Origin of the sequence: Pseudonocardia ailaonensis (genome assembly GCF_039531635.1) — a bacterium.
Classification (GTDB): domain Bacteria; phylum Actinomycetota; class Actinomycetes; order Mycobacteriales; family Pseudonocardiaceae; genus Pseudonocardia; species Pseudonocardia ailaonensis.
The window spans coordinates 311,632-331,452 of the sequence record NZ_BAAAQK010000005.1 but is presented as its reverse complement, the minus strand read 5'-3'; the positions used below and the strand labels follow the sequence as shown (position 1 = coordinate 331,452).

Here is a 19,821-nt window from a genome sequence, read left to right as displayed (position 1 = left end):
CCTCGGGTGGGCCTCGCCCGGGAGGCGGGTCCGCGCCGGCACTGGGAGGGGGTGCCGGCACCGACGCGGGCCCTGTTCCGCGCCACGGGGCACCGCGGCGCAGACCCCCACTATGTCCCCGGAGAGCGACCCCCGCCGACCGGGAGCGCGCCCTCCGCCGGACGTACGAGAACGTCACCGCAAGCGGGTCAAGAGGGCTCCCCCGCGAGGACGACGGTCACCTGGCGATCGCCCAGCGTGACTCGAACCCGGTCGCCCGGGGCATGGGCCCGGACGGCGGCGATCAGCTCGTTCCCGTCGGCCACCAACCGCTCGTCGAGCGCCCGGACGACGTCGCCCGGCCGGACCCCGGCCTGGGCTGCCGGACCGCCGGGCGTCACCTGTCCCACGACCGCGCCGCCGGACGCCGGGCGCCCCGCCGAGATCGGGGCCAGGCCCAGCACGGCGTGGGTCGCACGGCCGGTGCGGGCCAGCTCGTCCGCCACCCGGCGGGCCTGGTTCACCGGGATCGAGAAGCCGACCCCGATGGACCCGCCCTGCGCCGAGCCGGTGCTGGCGATGGCGGAGTTGACGGCGACGACCCGGCCCTGCAGGTCGACGAGCGGGCCGCCGGAGTTGCCGGGGTTGATCGGGGCGTCGTGCTGCACGGCGTCGAGGACCGTGGACTGCCCACCGCCCTGCGGCCCGCCGACGTTCACCGCGCGGTCGAGCGCGCTGACGATGCCGGTCGTCACGGTGCCGTCGAGGCCCAGGGGTGCCCCGACCGCGACGACCTGCTGGCCCACCCGCAGCGAGGCCGAGTCGCCGAGCTCGGCCGCGGTCAGGCCGGTGGCGCCGTCGAGGCGGACGACGGCGAGGTCCGAGCCGGAGTCGCGGCCGACGATGCGGGCGGGGAGCGAGCGGCCGTCGTGCAGCTCGGCCGTGATCGTGCCGCCGGTGGCCGCGGGCGCGACGACGTGGTCGTTGGTGAGGACGAGCCCGTCGGCGCTCAGCACGATGCCGGAGCCCTCGTCCTCCCCCGGCCCGCCGCCCTCGACCCGCAGCTGCACCACGCTCGGCAGCACCTTCGCGGCGACCGCCTCGACCGGTGTGAGCGGGCCCGTCGCGGGATCGACGGCGGGCATCGGCGCGGACACCGCCCCGGGCACGGGACGGTCGGGGGTCGCCAGCGAGTGCCCGATCCATCCGCCGACCCCTCCCGCGACCAGGGCGATCACGAGCGCCGCGGCGAGCAACGGCAACGACCGGCGGAGTCCGGTGCCCCACGGCGAGCGCTCCGCGGGCGCGTGGGCGCTCGGCGAACCGGCGGCAGGCGGGCCCGCGCCGTGCTGCGCGGATCGTCCCGGATCGGCGGTCCCGGCGGTCAACCCCTGCCCGCCAGGGGATGCCTCCTCGCCCCCGAAAGCGTGCTGCGGCGCAGCCTCCACCGGCCGTGACGGCACCGGATCGGCGATCACCGGGGCAGCCCGCGGCTCCACCAGGGCGTGACGACCGGTGTCCGACAGGGGATCCGGCGCCGGAAGGCCCTCCATGACGGGCGTCCCGGCCGGGGGTGTGGGCACTGTGGGGTCCACGGCCGCCGGCCCCTCGGCGGGGATGCCCGACGCCGGCGTCCGGGAGTCGACGGACGGGGTCGCGACACCCACGCCTGCCTCCGACACGGTCGGCGGCTCGGCACCACCGTCGGATCCCTCGCCCCCCGCCGACCCGACCGACGCTCCCGGGGCGCTCGCCCAGCCCCCACCCGGCAGGCCCGAACCACTTCCGGTCCAGGCCCTCCCGCCACCCGGCAGGGCCGCCTCGCCACCCGGCACGGCTGTGCCTGCCCCCGGTAGGGCCGTACCCCCACCCGGCAAGGCCGTGCCCGCGCCCGGTAGGGCCATGCCCCCACCCTGCACGGCTCCCTCGCCGGGCAAGGCCGGCTCCTCATCAGGCAGACCCACCGTTGCGCCCGGCAAGGCCGGCTCCTCACCAGGCAGACCCGGTGTTCCGCCCGGCGAAGCCGCACCCCCGCCCGGCAGGGCCGTCTCGCCCTCGAGGAGGCCCGTCCCCTCACTCGGCAGGCCCGTCCCGTCCCCCTGCGGCTCCGGCCCGCCGCTCGCCGGTGGACCGTCCTCGGAGCGCTCGTGCTGCGTCATGCCCTCACCCGTGTGTGGCCGGCCGGTCGGGTGCGAAGGCTAGGGGGTCCGCCGGCCGCCCGCTCCCCGACCCACCGACAACAAACACATTCTTGACAGGACTTGTTGTCGGTGGGACCGTCGCCCCGTGACGAACCGGACAGCGGTGATCGAGGACCATGCCGCGGCCGCCGTGGCGCTGGACCCCGTCCGCGCCCGGCTCCTGGCCGCGCTGCGGGAGCCGAGATCCGCCACCACGCTGGCCGCCGAACTGGGCCTGACCAGGCAGAAGGTGAACTACCACCTGCGCGCCCTGGAGGCCCATGGCCTCGTCGAGCTGGTCGAGGAGCGGCGCAAGGGCAACATGACCGAGCGGGTCCTGCGGGCGAGCGCGGACGCCTTCGTCATCAGCCCCCAGGCGTGGGCCCTGGTCGCTCCCGATCCGGAGAGGCAGCCGGACAAGCTCTCCGCGCAGTGGTTGCTGGCGCTCGCGGCGCGGCTGCTGCGCGAGGTGGGCTCGCTCGTCGTCGCCAGGAGACGGGTGGCCACCTTCGCGATCGACGGCGAGATCCGGTTCGCCTCCGCCGCGGACCGGGCGGCGTTCGCGCGGGAGCTGGGCGAGGCCGTCACCGATCTGGTCGCCCGCCACCACACCGCGAACGGCCGGCCGCACCGGCTCGTCGTGGCCCTGCACCCCACCCCGACCGAGGAGACCTGAGTTGAGCAAGAGGTTCGAGATCCGCCGAGAGGTCACGTTGGCCGCCACCCCCGAGGAGGTGTGGCGCGCGATCGCGACCCGCGAGGGCCAGGCCGGCTGGTTCATGACGTTCGAGGAGGAGCCGCCCGGCGCCGAGATCGAGATGGACGAGCCGCACCGCCTCGAGCAGCGCTTCGGCACCCAGGCGATCGAGTACGTCGTCGAGGCGCGCGACGGCGCGAGCACCGTGCTGCGGTTCGTCCACAGCGGAATCCTCGAGGAGGAGTGGGGCGACGAGTTCGAGACGATGACGGCCGCCGGCTGGGACCTCTACCTGGCCACCCTCGGGGAGTACCTGCGCCACTTCCCCGGCCGCCCCGCCGTGTACGCGGAGGCCGAGGCTCCGTCCACACCGGACGCCTGGAAGCGGGTCCTGGCGGCGCTCGGCGACCCCGCGGAGGGCGACGAGGTGGGCGGCCCGTTCCCCGGCGTGGTCGACGTGCGCCACGAGCACTACCTCGGCATCCGCACCCCCGATGCCCTGGTGCGTTTCCACGAGCGTTCCCTGATCGGCATGCCCGTCGCCGTCGGCCACCACGAGATGACGGCGGACGCGGACCCCAAGGCCCTCGCGGACACCTGGCGCACCTGGCTGGCCGACCCCACGAGCTGAGCGTCTCCGCAGGTCAACCCGGGTCGTGAGTCCTCAGAGGGGGTCGGGGCGACCGGGGAGGCGGAGGGACAGCAGGGCGCCGCCCTCGGGGGCCTTGTCCGCCCAGACCGCGCCGCCGTGGCGGACCGCGACCTGGCGGACGATGGCGAGGCCCAGGCCGGAGCCGGGCATCGTGCGGGAGGTGTCGGCGCGGTAGAAGCGGTCGAAGACGTGCGGGCGGTCCGCCTCGTCGATCCCGGGGCCGGAGTCGGCGACCTCGATCACGACCGTCCACTCGTCGATCGGGACCATGCGCAGCCGCACGTGGCCACCGGGCGGACTCCATTTCACGGCGTTGTCCAGCAGGTTCAGCACCGCGCGCTCCAGCGCCGGGGCCTCGCCGACCAGCGTCCACGGGACGAGAGTGACGTCGAACCCGACGTCCGGCCCGGCCCGCCGGCGGACCCGCTCCAGGGCCCGCTCCACGACGTCGACCAGCTCGACCGGGCCGCGCTGGGCGTTGGGGGCGTCGTCGCGGGCGAGCTCGGTGAGGTCCCCGATCAGCTGGGTGAGCTCCTCGACCTGCGCCCTGACGTCGGTCAGCATCTCCTCGCGGTCCTCGCGCGGCAGGATCGGGGCGCCCGGCTTCTCGGCCGCGGCGAGCAGCTCGAGATTGGTGCGCAGCGAGGTCAGCGGGGTGCGCAGCTCGTGGCCGGCGTCCGCGACGAGGCGCCGCTGCTGTTCCTGGGAGGCCGCGAGCCCGCCGAGCATCTCGTTGAAGCTCTGGGTGAGCCGGGCCAGCTCGTCGGAACCGCTGACCCGGATCGGGGTCAGCTCACCCGTGGCCGTCACGCGCTCGGTGGCCGCGGTCAGCCGCTGCACGGGCCGCAGGCCCGCCCGCGCGACCGCGACGCCGGCGAACCCGGCCAGCACCACGCCGATGCCGCCGATCACGGGCAGGGCGGTGGCCAGCTGCGACAGCACGGCCTGGGTCGAGTCCATCTTCTGCGCGATCACCAGGGCCCGCCCGGCACCGGCCTGCACGGCCACCACCCGGTAGCCCGCGGCCGTGCGGAACGACTCCTCCGACTCCCCGCGCGCGACCGAGAGCTCCTCGTCCGAGAGCGGCGGCGCGGAGGCGGCCCCCTCCGCGGACTGCGCGAAGCCGGAGGCGTACACCAGCGCGAGCCGGATGTCCCCGGCCCCGAACACCTCGGTGGGCACGCTGGCCAACAGCTCCGGCTTGGCGAGCTCGCTCTGGGCCGCGGCGGTCGCGCGCTGGGAGAGGTTGTCGTCGAGGGTCTGCAGGATGCTCTCGCGCACGATCAGGAAGGCCGCGAGCGACACGAGCACCACCACCGCGGCGGCCACGGCGGCGGCCAGGATGCCGATGCGCGCGCGGAGGCTGACCCGGTCGAGACGCGGATACCGGCCCGCGAGAGTGCTCTGGTCGACCTCGGTCACGGGGGTGTCTCGCGCAGGACGTACCCGACGCCGCGCACGGTGTGGATCAGCCGCGGCTCGCCCTCGGCCTCGGTCTTGCGCCGTAGGTAGCCGATGTAGACCTCGAGCGCGTTGCCGGTGGTCGGGAAGTCGTAGCCCCACACCTGCTCGAGGATGTTCGCGCGGGTGAGCACGCGGCGCGGGTTCGACAGCAGCAGCTCCAGCAGCGAGAACTCGGTGCGCGTGAGCGAGATCGGCCGCTCCCCGCGCCGGACGTCCCGGGTCTCCGGATCCAGCGACAGGTCCGAGAACTCCAGGGCCGGCACGTGCCCGGCGGCCGCCGCGATGTCGTCGATCGTGCGGCGGCGCAGCAGCGCGCGCAGCCGGGCGAGCAGCTCCTCCAGCGCGAAGGGCTTGGGCAGGTAGTCGTCCGCCCCCGCGTCCAGGCCGGCGACCCGGTCGGACACGGCGTCCCGCGCGGTGAGCACGAGGATCGGCAGCTCGTCGCCCGCCGCGCGCATGCGCCGGCAGACCTCGAGCCCGTCGAGCCGGGGCATCATCACGTCGAGGACCATGGCGTCGGGACGCTGCGCGTCGACCGCCTCGAGCGCCGCGAACCCGTCGGAGGCCAGATCGACCTGGTAGCCGTTGAACGCGAGCGAGCGGCGCAGGGACTCCCGCACGGACCGGTCGTCGTCCACGACGAGGATTCGCATGGCTGCAGTCTCGCGCGCGGTTCTGAGAAGCGCATGAGAGCCCCCTGATATCCGACCGAACTGTGACGCGTGTCCGTTCTGGTTGGATCGAGCCGTGGGTTTCGCCCTGGGCATGATCGCCCTGCTGCTGCTCGTGCACCTCTACCTCTACAAGCGGGTGGTGCACGACGTCGTGTCGTCCCGTCGCGGACGGATCCTCGGCGGCGCGGTGCTCACCCTGCTCGGCCTCACCGTCACGGCCGTGTTCCTCACCCGCCGCGTGCTCACGGCACAGCAGGCGGAGGCGCTGAACTACGTCGGCTACTTCTGGTTCGCGCTCGCCCTCTACGCCGGGCTCGTCCTGCTGGTCGGCGAGCTGGTGCGGCTCGCCCTGCGCCGCACCATGAACCCGGAACGACGGCGCTTCCTGTCCCGGGTGATCGCCGGCACCGCGGGGGTGGTCGCGATCGGCACCGTCGGGTACGGCGCGATCGAGGCGCGCCGGCCGCGGGTGGAGCGGCGCGAGATCACCCTCGACCGCCTGTCCCCCGCCTTCGACGGCTTCACCATCGCCGCCGTGTCCGACATCCACCTCGGACCGCTGGTCGACGGCGCCGACCTACGGGGGTTCGTCGCCACGATCAACGCCGCGCGGCCGGACGCCGTCGCCGTCGTCGGGGACCTGGTCGACGGGTCGGTGGCCGACCTGGGCCCCTACGCCGCACCCCTGCGCGATCTCGACGCGGACACGTTCTTCGTCACCGGCAACCACGAGTACTACTCGGGCGCCGCCGAGTGGGTCGAGTTCCTGCCCACGCTCGGGATCCGGGTGCTGCGCAACGAGCGCGTGACGCTGCGCCGCGGGACCGACGTCCTTCACCTCGCCGGCTGCGACGACCGCACCGCCGCGGCCTCGGGCGTCCCCGGGCACGGCTTCGACCTGGACCGGGCGCTGACCGGCCGAGGACCCGACGAACCCGTCGTCCTGCTCGCGCACCAGCCGGTGATGGTCGACCAGGCCGCGCGGGCCGGCGTCGACCTGCAGATCTCCGGTCACACGCACGGCGGCCAGCTGACGCCGTTGACGCACGTGGCGCTGTTCGACCAGCCGGTTCTCGCGGGTCTGACGAAAATCGGCGGGACCTGGCTCTACGTCACCCGTGGCATCGGGTTCTGGGGACCACCGGTCCGCGTCGGGTCACCGCCGGAGATCACGGTGCTGACGCTACGGGCTCCCTGACCGGCGCGCGCCGCTCGACCACCAGCGCGATCGTGGCCACCACCAGGCCCGCGGCCGCGACGATCGCCGCGACGACGTTCGGCGAGGTCAGCCCGAAGCCCCAGGCGATGGCGAGCCCGCCGAGGTAGGCGCCCAGCGCGTTGGCCAGGTTGAACGCCGCGTGCATCGAGCCGGCAGCCATGTTCGGGGCGCCCGCCGCGCCGTCGATGATCCGCAGCTGGGCGCTCGGGATCAGCGAGAACGTGGTCACGGCGAAGAGGAACAGCACGATCGCGGCGCTGACCGGGTTGTGCAGCGCGGGCACCATCGCGAGCGCGACGACGACGTCCGCCGCCAGCACGAGCTGGATCGACCGCAGGGGGTTCCAGTCCGCCAGCCGCGCCCCGATGACGTTGCCGACCGTCATCCCGACGCCGAACATCGCGAGCAGCAGCGTGATCGCGCCGCCGGGGAAGCCGGCGACGTCCGTGAGCATCGGCGCGACGTAGCTGTAGCTCGCGAAGAGCGTGGCGCCGCCGAGGACGGCGATCAGCAGGGTCAGCCAGACCTGACGGCGGCCGAGCGCGCGGAACTCGTCGGTCAGGCGGATCCGGACCTCGGTCCGGTCGTCGGGCACGAACAGCCGCACCGCCACCGCGGTGACGAACGCGATCGCCGCGACCGCCACGAGCGTCCAGCGCCAGCCGACCTCCTGACCCAGCCAGGTGGCGGCCGGCACGCCGATGATGTTGGCGACGGTCAGGCCGGCGAACATCTGCGCCATCGCCCTGGCGCGACGGTCCGGGGCGGCCATCGCGGCCGCGGCGACCGCGGCCACCCCGAAGTACGCACCGTGCGGCAGCCCCGAGACGAACCGCCCGACGATCACCAAGGGGTAGCTGGGCGCGAGGGCCGTGAGAACGTGGCCGATGCCGTAGAGCGTGATGAAGAGGATCAGCGCCCACCGCCGGGGCAGCTTCGTGGCCGCCGCGATCAGCAGAGGTGCTCCCACGACGACGCCGAGCGCGTAGGCGGACACGATGTGCCCCGCCTCGGGGATGGTGACCGACAATCCGTCCGCCACCTGGGGCAACAGCCCCATCACGGTGAACTCGCCGGTGCCGAGGGCGAACGCACCCAGGGCCAGCGACAGCAGCGCGAGCCGGACGGAACGCACGAACCCCCCTTAGGTACAACGAATGCAGAACTACCACCCTACGCCGAGTGTCGGACCTCCACCGGTGACCGCGGTCTCATTGCACTGAGTGCAACGGACTCCCTAGTCTCGCGGACCGTGGTCGCCGACACCGGAACGAGGGACGCCCGAAAGGCGCGCACCCATCGTGCGTTGCTCGACGCGGCGTTGTCCCTCACCCGCCAGCGCGGCCCCGGCGGGCTCACCGTCGACGCGGTGGCCGAGCTGGCCGGCGTCTCGCGGCGGACGGTCTTCTACCACTTCGCCACCCTCGACGAGATCGTCCTGGCCGCCTGCACCGAGGTCCTCGACGTGCTGGTCGACGGGTTCCTGGCGGAGACCGCGGCCGTCCCGCCCGGGGAGCCGAGCCCGGCCGCGGCGTTCGACGACGTCGTCTGGGCCCTGCGCGCGACCGACCTCGTCGGCCCGATGGCCTACCTCACCAACGCGCTCTGCGAGCACGACCCGCAGGACGCCCGCGCCCGCGCCTTCGTCGACACCGCCTTCGGCCGCTGCACCACCCACCTGCTCGCCGAGGTCACCCGCCGCTACCCCGCCGTCGACCCGTTCGATCTCGAGCTGGCCGTGTCGTCCCTGCTCTCCGGCGTGCTCGTGATCCACGGCCGCTGGTGGGAGCGCACCGGCGCCACGGCGGACGCGGCCTCCCGCGAGGTATGGGCGGAACTGCTCGACCGGCTCGTCACCACCCTGCGTTCCGGCTTCGGCCGCTGATCCGTTCCTGGAGAACCCCGACATGGCAGAACTGCTCCATCGCCTCGGCGCGACCGCGGCCCGGCGGGCCTGGCGCGTGGTCGCCGGCTGGCTCGTGGCGCTGGCGGCGGTCGTCGTCGCGTTCGTGCTGGCCGGGGGCTCACTGAGCTCCGCCATCACGATCCCCGGCACCCCGACCGACGAGGTGTCGAAGCGGCTCGCGGCGGAGCTCCCCGCCGCGGGCGGGGGCGTCGGTCTGGTCGTGCTCCACAACCCGGACGGGACGCCGTTCACCCCTGCCCAGCAGACCGCGATCACGGCGGCGCTGCAGAAGGCCGGTGCGGTGAGCGGAGTGCGCCAGGTCGTCGACCCGTTCGCGGTCGCCGCCCAGAAGGCGCAGGCGGAGCAGCAGATCGCCGGTGGCCGCGCCCAGCTCGACGCCGCCCGCGCCCAGCTCGCGCAGGGCCAGGCTCAGCTGGACGCCGCTCGCGCCGCCGGCCTGCCCGTGGACGCGCAGCAGGCCCGGCTCGACCAGGGCCGCGCCCAGCTCGACGCCCAGGCCACCCAGCTCCAGGCGGGCGAGACCCAGCTCCGGCTCGCCGCCGGGATCCGCACGGTCTCCGAGGACCGCAGCGCCGCCGTCGCGACGATCGTATTCGACCGCCCGCAGATGGAGGTCGCCCCCGCGACCAAGACCGCGCTGATCGACGCCGTCCGCGGCGCGCCGCTCGACGGCGTGCAGGCCGACTTCTCCGCCGAGCTCACCCAGAGCGTCGACGGCCTCGCCGGACCCGGCGAGATCATCGGCGTGGTGATCGCGGCGATCGTGCTGATGGTCATGCTCGGCACGCTGGTCGCGGCCGGGCTGCCGCTGCTCACCGCGCTGATCGGCGTCGGGGTCGGGGTGGCGGGCGCGATGGCCCTGTCCGGCGTCATCTCCATGACGTCCGTGACGCCGATCCTCGGCCTCATGCTCGGCCTGGCCGTGGGCATCGACTACTCGCTGTTCATCCTCAACCGGCACCGCCGCCAGCTGCGCTCGGGCATGGCGGTGCGGGAGTCGATCGCGCTGGCCAACGGCACGTCCGGCAACGCGGTGGTGTTCGCCGGGGCGACGGTCGTCATCGCGCTGGTGGCGCTCAACGTCACCGGCATCCCGTTCCTCGGCCTGATGGGCTCGGTCGGCGCGGCATGCGTGGCGGTGGCCGTGCTGGTCGCGATCACGCTGACGCCCGCCCTGCTCTCGCTGCTCGGGCAGCGGGTGCTGCCGTCGCGGCTGCGCGGGAAACCGCCCGTCGTCAAGCCCGCCCGTCCGATGTCGACGGTCTCGGCCGTCCTGCGGGCCGTCGGCGGGATCGCGCTGCTCGTGGTCGTCGCCCTCCCCGCGCTCTCGCTGCGCCTCGGCCTTCCGGACGGCTCCTCCGAGCCGCAGGACTCCACGCAGTACCGCGCCTACTCGGTCGTCGCCGACAAGTTCGGGGCCGGACAGAACGGGCCGCTGGTCGTCGTCGCCGATCTCGCGGACCGGGCCGCCGCGCCGCGGATCGCCGAGGCGATCGGACAGGTGCCCGGGGTGTCGGCGGTGGCGTCGGTCGCCACGACCCCGACCATCGCCGTCTACCAGGTGATCCCGGTCGGCGGACCCACCAGCGAGGCCACCGAGGCGCTCGTCCACACCCTGCGGTCGACCACCGCTCCGGGCGCCACCGGCACCCTCGCCGTCGCCGGGGTCCCGTCGGGCAACATCGACATCTCCGACAAGCTCGCCTCCGCGCTGCCGCTCTACCTCGGCGTCGTCGTCGGGCTGTCGCTGCTCATCATGATCGTGGTGTTCCGCTCGATCCTGGTCCCCGTGTCCGCGACGGTCGGCTTCGTGCTCTCGTACTTCGCCGCGATGGGCGCCGTGGTCGCGATCTACCAGTGGGGCTGGGCCGGCGCGGTCTTCGGCGTCCACGATCCCGGCCCGGTGCTGAACTTCCTGCCCACGATCCTGGTCGGGATCCTCTTCGGACTCGCGATGGACTACCAGCTGTTCCTGGTGTCCGGCATGCGCGAGGCGTTCGTCCACGGGTCGCCCGCCCGCCGCGCCGTCACCGAGGGCCTGCACGCCGGCCGCGCCGTGGTCACCGCCGCCGCGATCATCATGATCTCCGTCTTCGGCGGGTTCGTGTTCTCCCACCTCGCGATGGTCCGGCCCATCGGCTTCGGCCTGGCCTTCGGCGTCCTCATCGACGCCTTCGTGGTCCGGATGCTGATCATCCCCGCGGTCATGCACCTGGCCGGCGACGCGGCGTGGTGGCTCCCCCGCTGGCTCGACCGCATCCTCCCGGATGTCGACGTCGAGGGCGCCGCCCTGGAGAAGAGCCACCCCGCCCACGTCCCGGCCCAGCGGGAGGAGCCCGCGGCCCGCGTCACCACCTGACGGTCAGGGCACCAGCACGATCTTCCCGCGGGCGTGCCGGGTCTCGCTCAGCTCGTGCGCGGCGGCCGCCTCCTCCAGGGGGTAGGTCGCCGCGACGGGGACGTGCAGCAGGCCCTGCCCGGCGAGCTCGACCGCGATCCGCAGGCCGTGCACCGCAAGGGGATCGGCGGCGGAGCCGACGGCGTCACCGGTCTCGTCCGCCGGTGCCCCGTGGGACATGTGGACGCCGTGGGCCCCTGCCTCGAAGTCGGCGATCGTCACCACGCGGGCGGGGTCGCCGGTGATCTCCAGGAGGTCGGGCAACGCACCGCCGGCGCAGTCGAACACGGTGTCGACGCCGCCCAGCGCCCGGACCCGGCCGGGCAGTCCCGGCCCGTAGGTCGTGGGCTCGGCGCCCAGCGACCGCAGGAAGTCGTGATTGGACTCGCTCGCCGTCCCGATCACGGTGGCGCCGCGGGCGATCGCGAGCTGGACGGCGACCGCACCCACTCCACCGGCCGCGCCGTGGACGAGCACCCGGTCACCCGCGCCGACGCCGAGCCGGTCGAGCACGCGCGTCCCCGTCTCGACGCTGCCGGCCGCGCCACCCGCCTCCTCCCAGCTCCACGCCTCCGGCTTCGGCGCCCACTCCGCGAGGACCGCGAACTCGGCGTTCGCCCCGCGGGCCGTCACCGTGGCCATCCCGAACACCTCGTCGCCGACCCGCACGCCGGTCACCCCGGCCCCGATCTCGTCGACCACACCGGCGGCGTCGAAGCCCGTCCGGTAAGGCAGGACCATGGGCACCAGGTCGCGCAGCCGGCCGGACCGGATCAACGTCTCCCCCGGTGAGAGCCCGGTCGCCCGGACGGCGACGCGGACCGTCCCCGACCCGGCGTGTGGCTCCTCCACCTCGGCGACGTGCACGACGGCCGGTGGTCCGTACTCGGTGAACTGCACTGCTCTCATGTGGCGGAACGTAACGGAACACCCCGTCCGTTTGGCTAGAGTGAGAGTGGTGACGGGTGAAGTGATCCAGCGTTCCGATGCACGCGACAACCGGCTCCGCATCCTCGCCGTGGCGCGCGCCGCCTTCGCGACCGACGGTCTCGACGTCCCGATCCGCGAGATCGCGCGCCGCACCGGGGTCGGCCCCGCCACCGTCTACCGGCACTTCCCGACCAAGGAGGCGCTGTTCGCGGAGGCCTTCGCCGAGTCGATGACCCTCTGCTCCCAGATCGTCGAGGACGGCCTGGCCGACCCGGACCCCTGGCGCGGCTTCAGCGCGGTGGTCGAGCGGCTGCTGGAGATGCACTCCGTCGACCGAGGGTTCTCCCGCGCCTTCACCTCGCGCTTCCCCGAGGCGGCCGCCTACTTCACCTCGGACCGCGACCGGACGCTCCGCTCGATGGTCCGGCTCATCCGCAAGGCCCAGGACGCCGGGGACCTGCGCCCGGACTTCGTCCTCGAGGACGTCATCCTCGCGATGATGGCCAACGAGGGCATCCGCGCCGACTCCGTCCCCGCCCGCACGGCCGCCACCCGCCGCCTCGCCGCGTTCCTGCTGCAGTCCTTCCGCGCCGAACCGAGCGCGGCTCCGCTGCCGCCCGCGGCCCGTCTCCCGATCTCGGCCCGCTGAGCCGAACTGTCGGTGCCGGCTGCTATCCCTGCCCCATGTCTCTCCCGGGGTCGCGCCCCCAGCCTGTGTCCCGCCCCGCCGACCTCGACACGGTCCGCGACTCCTACGACCGCGTGGCGGACAACTACGTCGACATGATCGCCGCGACGGACCTCGGCGACATCCGCCTCCAGCCCTGGCTCCGCGCCGCGATGGACGTGTTCGCCGACGCGGTGAAGGACCTCGGCCCGGTCCTCGACGTCGGCTGCGGCCCGGGCACGATCACCGCCTACCTGGCCGAACGCGGACTCGACGTCTCCGGCGTGGACCTCTCGCCCCGCATGATCTCCCACGCCCGCCGCCTCCACCCGCAGTGCCGGTTCGAGGTCTCCTCCTCCACCGAGCTCGACCTGGAAGACGCGTCGTACGGCGGCCTGATGGGCTGGTGGTCCCTGTTCAACCTGCCGAGAGACGTTCTGCCCCAGGTCCTCTCGTCCTTCGCCCGAGCGCTGGTCCCAGGCGGCCAGGTGATCGTCGCGACCCACGTGGGCGACGGCGAGCGGATCCGCACCGAGGCCTACGGCGGGGTCCCGGTCCGGTGGACCACCCACCTCTGGCGCCCCGAACAGCTCGTGACACTGCTCGACGAAGCCGGCCTCGCAGTCTCGGCCGAACTCCGCCTACCGGGCTGGGGCGAGATCGGCCCCGGAGTCGTCCTCGTCGCCCAGCGCTGAGCTGCTCCGCCGAGCGCAGCGCCTGGACCCGGCACATCGCCGGTCGCCGCAACGACACCGAGGCCCCCGGGTAGGCTTCCCCCAGGCCCTCGTAGCTCAGGGGATAGAGCACCGCTCTCCTAAAGCGGGTGCCGCAGGTTCGAATCCTGCCGGGGGCACAAGGTCGGAGACGTGTTGAGCGATCTCTGACCTGCCACATGGAGCCATTCGTGGAGCGAGTCCGTCTACCATAGCTCCATGGCTCCAGGCGGGACTGCCCCGAAGCGGCGAGAGCGCGGCGAGATCGAGGCCCTGCCCAGTGGATCACTGCGAGTCCGCGTCTATGCCGGAGTTGACTCTCTGAGCGGCAAGCGGAACTACCTCGTCGAGACTGTCCCGGCCGGCCCGAAGGCCGCCGCCGAAGCAGAGAAGGTCCGCCGGCGGCTGGTCCACGAGGTCGACGAGCAGCGCAGCCCGCGAACGAAGGCGACCGTCAACCAGCTCATGGACCGGTACCTAGAGCTCGTCGACGTCGACGAGACGACACTGATCCGGTACGAGCAAGTCATCCGAGTCCACATCCGTCCGCTCCTGGGGCACCTGCCGGTCAGCAAGCTCAACGGCGAGACCCTCGACGCCCACCAAGCGCTCCTCCGCCGATGCCGCAGTCACTGCGATGGCCGACCGTTCATTGAGCACTTCACCGAGCAGCCGCATGAATGCAACGCGCGCTGCGGGACCCACCTCTGCCATCCCTTGGCTGTCTCCACGATCCGCAAGGCCTACTTCTGCCTCAGCGGCGCGCTGACGCGGGCCGTCCGCTGGCGGTGGATCACCGTCAACCCGATGGACCAAGCCGAGCCACCGCGCGGCGCGAAGTCCGACCCGGACCCGCCTTCCGCAGAGCAAGCTGCCGCGATCCTCAACGCGGCCTTCAAGGACGTCTGGTGGGGAGTCTTTCTCTGGGTCGCCATGACAACGGGCGCTCGACGCGGCGAACTCTGTGCGCTCCAGTGGGACCGCCTCGACCTGGATCGAGCCACCGCCACGATCCGAACCGCTATCGCTCAACAGAACACCCGGACTTGGGAGAAGGACACCAAGACCCACCAACAGCGGCGGCTGGCGCTCGACTCCAGCACTGTCGGGCTCCTGCGGGCCTACAAGCAACGGTGCATAGAGGAAGCTTCCGCCCTCGGCCTCGAGCTCGCGCCAGACAGCCGTGTCTTCTCCGCGGCTGTCGACCACAGCACTTGGCGGCGACCTTCCTCAATCACCAATCGGTACGTACGGATGTGCAAGCGGCTGGGATGGGACATGCACCCCCACCAGCTTAGGCACTACTCCGCCACGGAGCTCATCGCTGCGGGTGTCGACGTTCGGACGGTCGCTGGTCGACTAGGACACGGCGGGGGCGGTTCGACAACCCTGCGTGCCTACACAGCTTGGGTAGCCGAGGCAGACCAGCGAGCGGTTAAAAACCTCGGCGTGCGCATGCCCGAGCCGCCGATCCGCCTCGAGGAGAGCAGCGCAACGGCGGCCGCGGCCGCTACCGTCGACAGTCCTTACCAGAAGATCGCCGCAGACCTTAGAGCGGCGATTACTTGCGGCGCTCTGCTCCCCGGCGACTTCCTGCCGACCGTTGAGATGCTCAAAGAGCGCTATCAGGTGTCGGCCGGAACGGCTAATCGAGCAATCGCGGTGCTCAAAATTGAGGGAGCCGTCAGCGCCAGCCGAGGCAAGCGCGCAATCGTCGCCAACGGCGCAACGAGGCGCCAGACAGAGGCGAGCTGATCAACTTCGGCGGGGCGCTAGTACGGCGTGATCTGGCCAAGAACCGGCGAGTTGGACTGACGGGTTACCTCGTCACGGTGTGGCAACGATAGGGTTGACCACCTGATTACAAGACGACTCGTAGACGATCGCTAGCTCGTCTAGCTGCCGATTCGTTTGTCGGAACCACTGGACTGGCAGTCTGAGATGGAGATCTTGCCTCCAATTCGCACCATGTTTGATCCCACGGCAAGGTGCCACAGGCCCGCGACACGTGGCGCGTGCCGAACCGCCGGGCGCGCTAGTACTGCAACAGCGGTTGATCAGTCCGGTGGTCGCTCGGGTCTGCCCAGGGTCCAATTGACCCCTTGTCGGGTAGGTGGTCAGGCCGCGTGAGCGGCTGGCTGTAGGAGTGTCTCGAACTCGACGGGGGTGAGCCTTCCGAGGGTGTCTTGGCGTCGTCGGCGGTGGTAGGTGGCCTCGATCCAGGACACCACCGCCGAGCGGAGCTCGGCCCGAGTGGCCCATCGTCGACCGGTTGAGCACGTTCTTCTGCAGCAGGCTGAAGAACGACTCCATGGCGGCGTTGTCCGCGCGTTTTCCGACGCGGCCCATGGACCCGCGGAGCTGCGCTTCGCGGAGAACCCGCTGGTAGGTGTGTGATCGGAACTGGCTGCCTCTGTCGGAGTGCACGATCGCCGTTGAGTCCGGGGCGCGGAGGGTGATGGCGTTGCGCAGCGCGTCCACGGCGAGCTGTGAGGTCATTGCGGGCGTCGATGGAGTAGCCCACGATCCGCTTCGAGCAGGCGTCCTTGACCGCGCAGAGGTAGAGCTTGCCCTCTCCGGTGGGGTGCTCGGTGATGTCGGTGAACCACAACAGGTTCGGTGCCTGCGCGGTGAACTCGCGGCCCACGAGGTCGTCGTGGACCGGAGGTCCTGGCCGGCGCTGTGTGCCGCGTTTGCGGGCGTGGACCGACCAGAGCTTCTGCATCGTGCAGAGTCGGTTCACGCGGTTGCGCGACGCCTTCCAGCCCTTGCCGCTGAGTTCGTCGGTGATGAAGCGGTAGCCGAACTCGGGGTCGTCGTGGTGGACGTCGATGGCGGCGTTGATCAGGTGGGCGTCGTCGTAGTCGCGGTCGGAGACGGGCTTGGCCCGCCATTTGTAGAAGGCCTGCTTCGAGAAGCCCAGCACCTGGCAGGTCACCGTGACGGGGATCTTGTCGGCGGCGAGGTCGAGGACCAGCGGGTACATCATTTTGGGAGCACGTCGCGGGCGAAGTAGGCGGTGGCGCGGCGCAGGATCTCGTTCTCCTGCTCGAGCTGCTTGGCCCGCTTCCGCAGCTCGCGGTTCTCTGCCTCGAGGTCGCTCTCGCCGGGCTTGGCCGGCGGTGCGCGGCCTGCCGGCCATGGCCTCGCGCTCGTTGCATCCGAACTCTGAAGATCAGACGGCGCTCGTGCAGGCCTGCCTGCACGAGCGCCGTCGATGGACGAGAGTTCAGTCTGCAGCGCTTAGCCTAATTTGCTGTGGCGGCTCGACGCACCGAGGCTCCGTACTGATCAGTCGCCTTGAAAACCTCAGGAGTAGATTCTGGAGCAGCCCAGATAGCGATCTGATATACCTCCGTTCCTGAACGGGCGAGGTCCGTAGCCTCGTCCCTACCTCGCGCATGGACGCGAAGGCGGTACCAGCCCGGTCCCGCTGGAGCAAGATTGGCAAGCTCCTTTGTGAGGAAGCCGAAGAGGCTGGTTACGAGCAGATGGTCGCCCGGAACCTCTACTGAAACTCTGCCACCTCGTCCCAGTCGCCTACGTCAGGGGAGGCTGGGGCGGCGTCTCTAACCTCGACTGTCACAGAGACTTCGCCGGATGCGACTCCTGTCTGGACTACTACAGCGCCAGGGACGGACTGCTCGACTAGGCCGTTTGCCGGAATCACGCCTTCGCCGATGCCTGCCGGCGACGAGCGGTCAACTAGCCAGAACGCGTGATAGTCGGCGGGCACCATTCCGGTTTCAGTCAACGGCTCCGTCATTCGGGTCCTCCTTTCGCCTACTGGATCCACACGCGGAACGGGTCCGCATCGATGACCCTGTTATTGTTGTAGAACGTCGCCAGGTCGCTCCCCGCGCCGGTGTTCTGGGATCCATTGATCATACAGATACTGTACCCCGTAGGACCAGTGGCGGTAGGAATCTGCGGGAGGTCGCAGTTCACGCCGGGGATGTTCGTGTGAGTACGTGGACTACCTCCGCCCGTGAATGCGCCCTGGTAGGTCGACCGAAACGGGTATTCGTCGCACTGCTCGCCGGGCGGACGGGTGTAGTTGCCCTTACAGGCGGTGTCGCCATTCTTCTGGCGAAGAGTCTGATCGGTTAGCCGTGTAAGCGGGCGCCGTTCGGGTACGCTCCTGCGAGGCCAGATACCTGTGCAGCCTTGACATGCGCAGCAAACTCGGGTCGAAGGCCGTTGACCGGGTAAATGATGGCAGGCGTAAACCCACCAAAGACACACCCTGCCGAACGTCCGGGAAGCGCGTTGTCACAGCGGAGCGGCCCTGGCGGCGTGGCGGAGGTGTAGAGTTGATTGTCCCAAGCCGGGTTCGTAAGCGTCAGGTTCCAAACATTCTTGGTGAACCCGAATGCTCCTGAAGCGATGGAGTTGGCCGCGAAAGATGACTCCCCGCGTGCAGGGAAGTTCGGGTTCAACGGGGCGCTCGGTCCGAATGTGTTTGCGCCGATCCCCGTACAAGGGGACACCGGCATGCCGGGATTCGGAGCGGCGCAATACGCCACCCCCGTTACTTGGGTTCCGTACCCGGTAGCGTAGGCGCCGATCAACCCAAGGTCTACCTGGTAGCTCCAGTTAGTTTGGTTGCCGTTGGCGTACACGAAGAAGGTCCGCCAGAACTCTAGCCAGCCAGTCCGAACCCCTTGGGAATTGATAACGTCCAGACCCACCTCCTGATCGAGGCATTCCTGGGTTCGGCTCCACTGCCAGCCACTATTGCACCAGTCCGGTGGCGGCTCGTAAGATTGAGTGGATGCACCGGACTTCGCAGCGGTCCGCGAGGCGTCCCGGGCCGCCTTGCCTTTTGCGCTCAGTCCATTCTTTACCCAGGCTTCGCATACGATCGATTTTTGTCCCTTGCTTGTAAGGGCGGCTAGGTTCTTCTTGACGGCGTCGCAGGAAGCGTCGCCCCCTAAGCCGTCCTTGCCGAGGCGGGCCGAGGAGATGGAATTCCCGCCAGGCGCAGGGACTGCGGGTCCACCGGGAGGTGGTGTCCGCGTCCGAGGCCGAAGCCACCTGAGTCGCGGCAGATTCTGCTCCTTGCGCCGCACTCGGCGCGAACACTAGCGCCAAGGTGGTAAGGGCCACCACTGCGGTTATCGCTTTTCGAGCACCGAACATTGCACTCCGTTCAAGTGGAAGGACATGCAGTCTCGGCCTGACACCCCGAATGCCAGGGAACCCCGCAAGGAGCATGAAGGCGCCAGGACCGACTATGTGGATTCGCAGGGTAAGAGCCGCGATAGCCCTACTTCGGCCGTTGCGGATCACAACGGCTGGCCAACCGTAATTGTATTACCACGAACTGGTCAAGGAGTGTTCAAGATCACTCAATGGCGCTGAGTAGGCGGCGAGTTCGAGGCCTTCTCCATCGCGGGCAGGTGGTCGGAATGTTACATCTGTGTCACCTGGCAAGTACTTATTGCCCGAATGGCTCAAGTCTCAAGTGGTGGATTCAGACGCGCGCGGGCAGCTGCTCGGCCGGATGGCATAGCTAACTGTTGGGGCGGTCAACACTATGCGCCTGAGGGGGTGATTGCAGAGAGTGAGCTGTCACTCCCCGTGATTTCCCGCTCGGCATCACGCCAGCCAGAGAGAGTGGTTGGCGGGCTTAGGCTTCTAGTGATCCGATTGGCCCATCGGCGCCGGTCGATCGCGGCGTGTTTGTCGCTGAGGTTGTTGCGTCTGGCATGCACGGCGGAGCATTGAGCCCTTTCCAACCTGGCGAGGTACGGGCTCGGCACTCTGCGGCGTGGCGGCACCGGAATGAGTGAAGCTCCTGGTAGATGGGCAATTGACTAGATCGCCAGACCGTCGCGCCCGCGGACACCACGCTGCGCGACCTGGTCCGGGTCGCTGGCGCGCGCTGGGCGATCGAGGAGTGCTTCCAGACCGCGAAGAACGAGGCCGGGCTCGACCACTACCAAGTCCGCTCCTGGCGGGCCTGGCACGCCCACATCACCCTCGCGATGCTCGCCGCCGCCTACCTCGCCGTCACCCGCGCACCCGAACATGGCCGCGAGGTCGAAAAGGGGGGATCCTGCGCGGGTCGGCGCACGCTGATCCGGTTGTCGGCAACGAGATCCGCCGCCTCCTCGCCACGCTCGTCCTCGCCCCGGTCACCTGCCTCGACCACGTCTCCACTGGTCGCTGGGCCGAGCCGACGTGCTCGATTTCCACGACCTCGCCGCGGTCCTTCGCCACCAGCTGGACCGCGACCGCGCCCGAGGCCGTCCGCACCCGACGCACGAACCACGAGCTCACCGCCGAGAGGCCACCTACTCACCCGACCGGATCCCC

Annotated in this window: 15 protein-coding genes, 1 tRNA gene and 2 pseudogenes; 10 read left to right on the top strand and 8 right to left on the bottom strand. The window is 71.0% G+C overall.

All coding sequences use genetic code 11. The features are described from left to right. Positions 1-188 precede the first annotated feature (188 nt). Positions 189-1,646, bottom strand: a complete 1,458-nt coding sequence (locus tag ABD324_RS10230) for a trypsin-like peptidase domain-containing protein (protein WP_344414907.1) — start codon at positions 1,644-1,646, stop codon at positions 189-191. A 619-nt stretch (positions 1,647-2,265) separates the two neighbouring features. Here ABD324_RS10230 and ABD324_RS10225 point away from each other — a divergent pair. Next, on the top strand, positions 2,266-2,835 hold the full coding sequence (locus tag ABD324_RS10225; RefSeq protein WP_344414905.1) for an ArsR/SmtB family transcription factor: 570 nt from the start codon (positions 2,266-2,268) through the stop codon (positions 2,833-2,835). Position 2,836: 1 nt separating this feature from the next. Continuing rightward, positions 2,837-3,487: an SRPBCC family protein gene (locus tag ABD324_RS10220; RefSeq protein WP_344414902.1), complete on the top strand. Its 651-nt coding sequence runs from the start codon at positions 2,837-2,839 to the stop codon at positions 3,485-3,487. Positions 3,488-3,520: 33 nt separating this feature from the next. On the opposite strand, the gene ABD324_RS10215 is transcribed toward ABD324_RS10220, so the two are convergent. Together ABD324_RS10215 and ABD324_RS10210 are read right to left on the bottom strand one after the other, a co-directional pair. Continuing rightward, positions 3,521-4,930: a sensor histidine kinase gene (locus ABD324_RS10215; protein ID WP_344414900.1), complete on the bottom strand. Its 1,410-nt coding sequence runs from the start codon at positions 4,928-4,930 to the stop codon at positions 3,521-3,523. Beyond that, on the bottom strand, positions 4,927-5,625 hold the full coding sequence (locus ABD324_RS10210; RefSeq protein ID WP_344414897.1) for a response regulator transcription factor: 699 nt from the start codon (positions 5,623-5,625) through the stop codon (positions 4,927-4,929). Before ABD324_RS10210 ends, ABD324_RS10215 begins: the two co-directional genes overlap by 4 nt. 94 nt (positions 5,626-5,719) lie before the next feature. Here ABD324_RS10210 and ABD324_RS10205 point away from each other — a divergent pair, with 94 nt between their 5' ends. After that, positions 5,720-6,844: a metallophosphoesterase gene (locus ABD324_RS10205; RefSeq protein WP_344414896.1), complete on the top strand. Its 1,125-nt coding sequence runs from the start codon at positions 5,720-5,722 to the stop codon at positions 6,842-6,844. Here the strand turns inward: ABD324_RS10205 and ABD324_RS10200 are convergent. Continuing rightward, a complete protein-coding gene (locus ABD324_RS10200) occupies positions 6,816-8,000 on the bottom strand; it encodes an MFS transporter (protein WP_344414895.1) in 1,185 nt (394 codons plus the stop codon). The genes ABD324_RS10205 and ABD324_RS10200 overlap by 29 nt on opposite strands. A gap of 117 nt (positions 8,001-8,117) precedes the next feature. Between ABD324_RS10200 and ABD324_RS10195 the strand changes: the two genes are divergently transcribed. Both ABD324_RS10195 and ABD324_RS10190 read left to right on the top strand, forming a co-directional pair. Beyond that, positions 8,118-8,750, top strand: coding sequence for a TetR/AcrR family transcriptional regulator (locus tag ABD324_RS10195; RefSeq protein ID WP_344414894.1), 633 nt, complete (start codon positions 8,118-8,120; stop codon positions 8,748-8,750). A gap of 22 nt (positions 8,751-8,772) precedes the next feature. Further along, positions 8,773-11,151, top strand: coding sequence for an MMPL family transporter (locus ABD324_RS10190; protein ID WP_344414892.1), 2,379 nt, complete (start codon positions 8,773-8,775; stop codon positions 11,149-11,151). 3 nt (positions 11,152-11,154) lie between these two features. Here the strand turns inward: ABD324_RS10190 and ABD324_RS10185 are convergent, their stop codons facing one another. Beyond that, complete coding sequence (locus ABD324_RS10185) at positions 11,155-12,099, bottom strand: NADP-dependent oxidoreductase (protein ID WP_344414890.1); 945 nt, start codon at positions 12,097-12,099, stop codon at positions 11,155-11,157. Positions 12,100-12,148: 49 nt separating this feature from the next. Here ABD324_RS10185 and ABD324_RS10180 point away from each other — a divergent pair, with 49 nt between their 5' ends. The 4 genes from ABD324_RS10180 (at position 12,149) to ABD324_RS10165 (ending at position 15,255) form a co-directional block, all read left to right on the top strand. Then, the gene (locus ABD324_RS10180; RefSeq protein WP_344414888.1) at positions 12,149-12,769 is read left to right on the top strand and encodes a TetR/AcrR family transcriptional regulator; all 621 of its coding nucleotides are present in this window, start codon (positions 12,149-12,151) and stop codon (positions 12,767-12,769) included. Positions 12,770-12,804: 35 nt separating this feature from the next. Beyond that, positions 12,805-13,482: a class I SAM-dependent DNA methyltransferase gene (locus ABD324_RS10175; protein ID WP_344414886.1), complete on the top strand. Its 678-nt coding sequence runs from the start codon at positions 12,805-12,807 to the stop codon at positions 13,480-13,482. A gap of 85 nt (positions 13,483-13,567) precedes the next feature. After that, positions 13,568-13,640 (top strand) — tRNA-Arg (locus ABD324_RS10170). 79 nt (positions 13,641-13,719) lie between these two features. Further along, positions 13,720-15,255 (top strand): tyrosine-type recombinase/integrase, encoded by a 1,536-nt coding sequence (locus ABD324_RS10165; protein ID WP_344414884.1) that lies wholly within the window; start codon positions 13,720-13,722, stop codon positions 15,253-15,255. Positions 15,256-15,617: 362 nt separating this feature from the next. Here ABD324_RS10165 and ABD324_RS10160 read toward each other — a convergent pair. From ABD324_RS10160 to ABD324_RS37190, 3 genes and pseudogenes are all read right to left on the bottom strand, one after another. Next, a pseudogene (locus ABD324_RS10160) lies at positions 15,618-16,740 on the bottom strand (IS3 family transposase). Positions 16,741-17,008: 268 nt separating this feature from the next. Continuing rightward, positions 17,009-17,266, bottom strand: coding sequence for a hypothetical protein (locus ABD324_RS10155; protein WP_344414882.1), 258 nt, complete (start codon positions 17,264-17,266; stop codon positions 17,009-17,011). 17 nt (positions 17,267-17,283) lie between these two features. Further along, on the bottom strand, positions 17,284-17,745 hold the full coding sequence (locus ABD324_RS37190) for a NucA/NucB deoxyribonuclease domain-containing protein (protein WP_425565789.1): 462 nt from the start codon (positions 17,743-17,745) through the stop codon (positions 17,284-17,286). A gap of 1,595 nt (positions 17,746-19,340) precedes the next feature. On the opposite strand from ABD324_RS37190, the pseudogene ABD324_RS10150 reads away from it, so the two are divergent. Further along, positions 19,341-19,523, top strand: a pseudogene (locus ABD324_RS10150) (transposase); the annotation flags it as partial. Positions 19,524-19,821 lie beyond the last annotated feature (298 nt).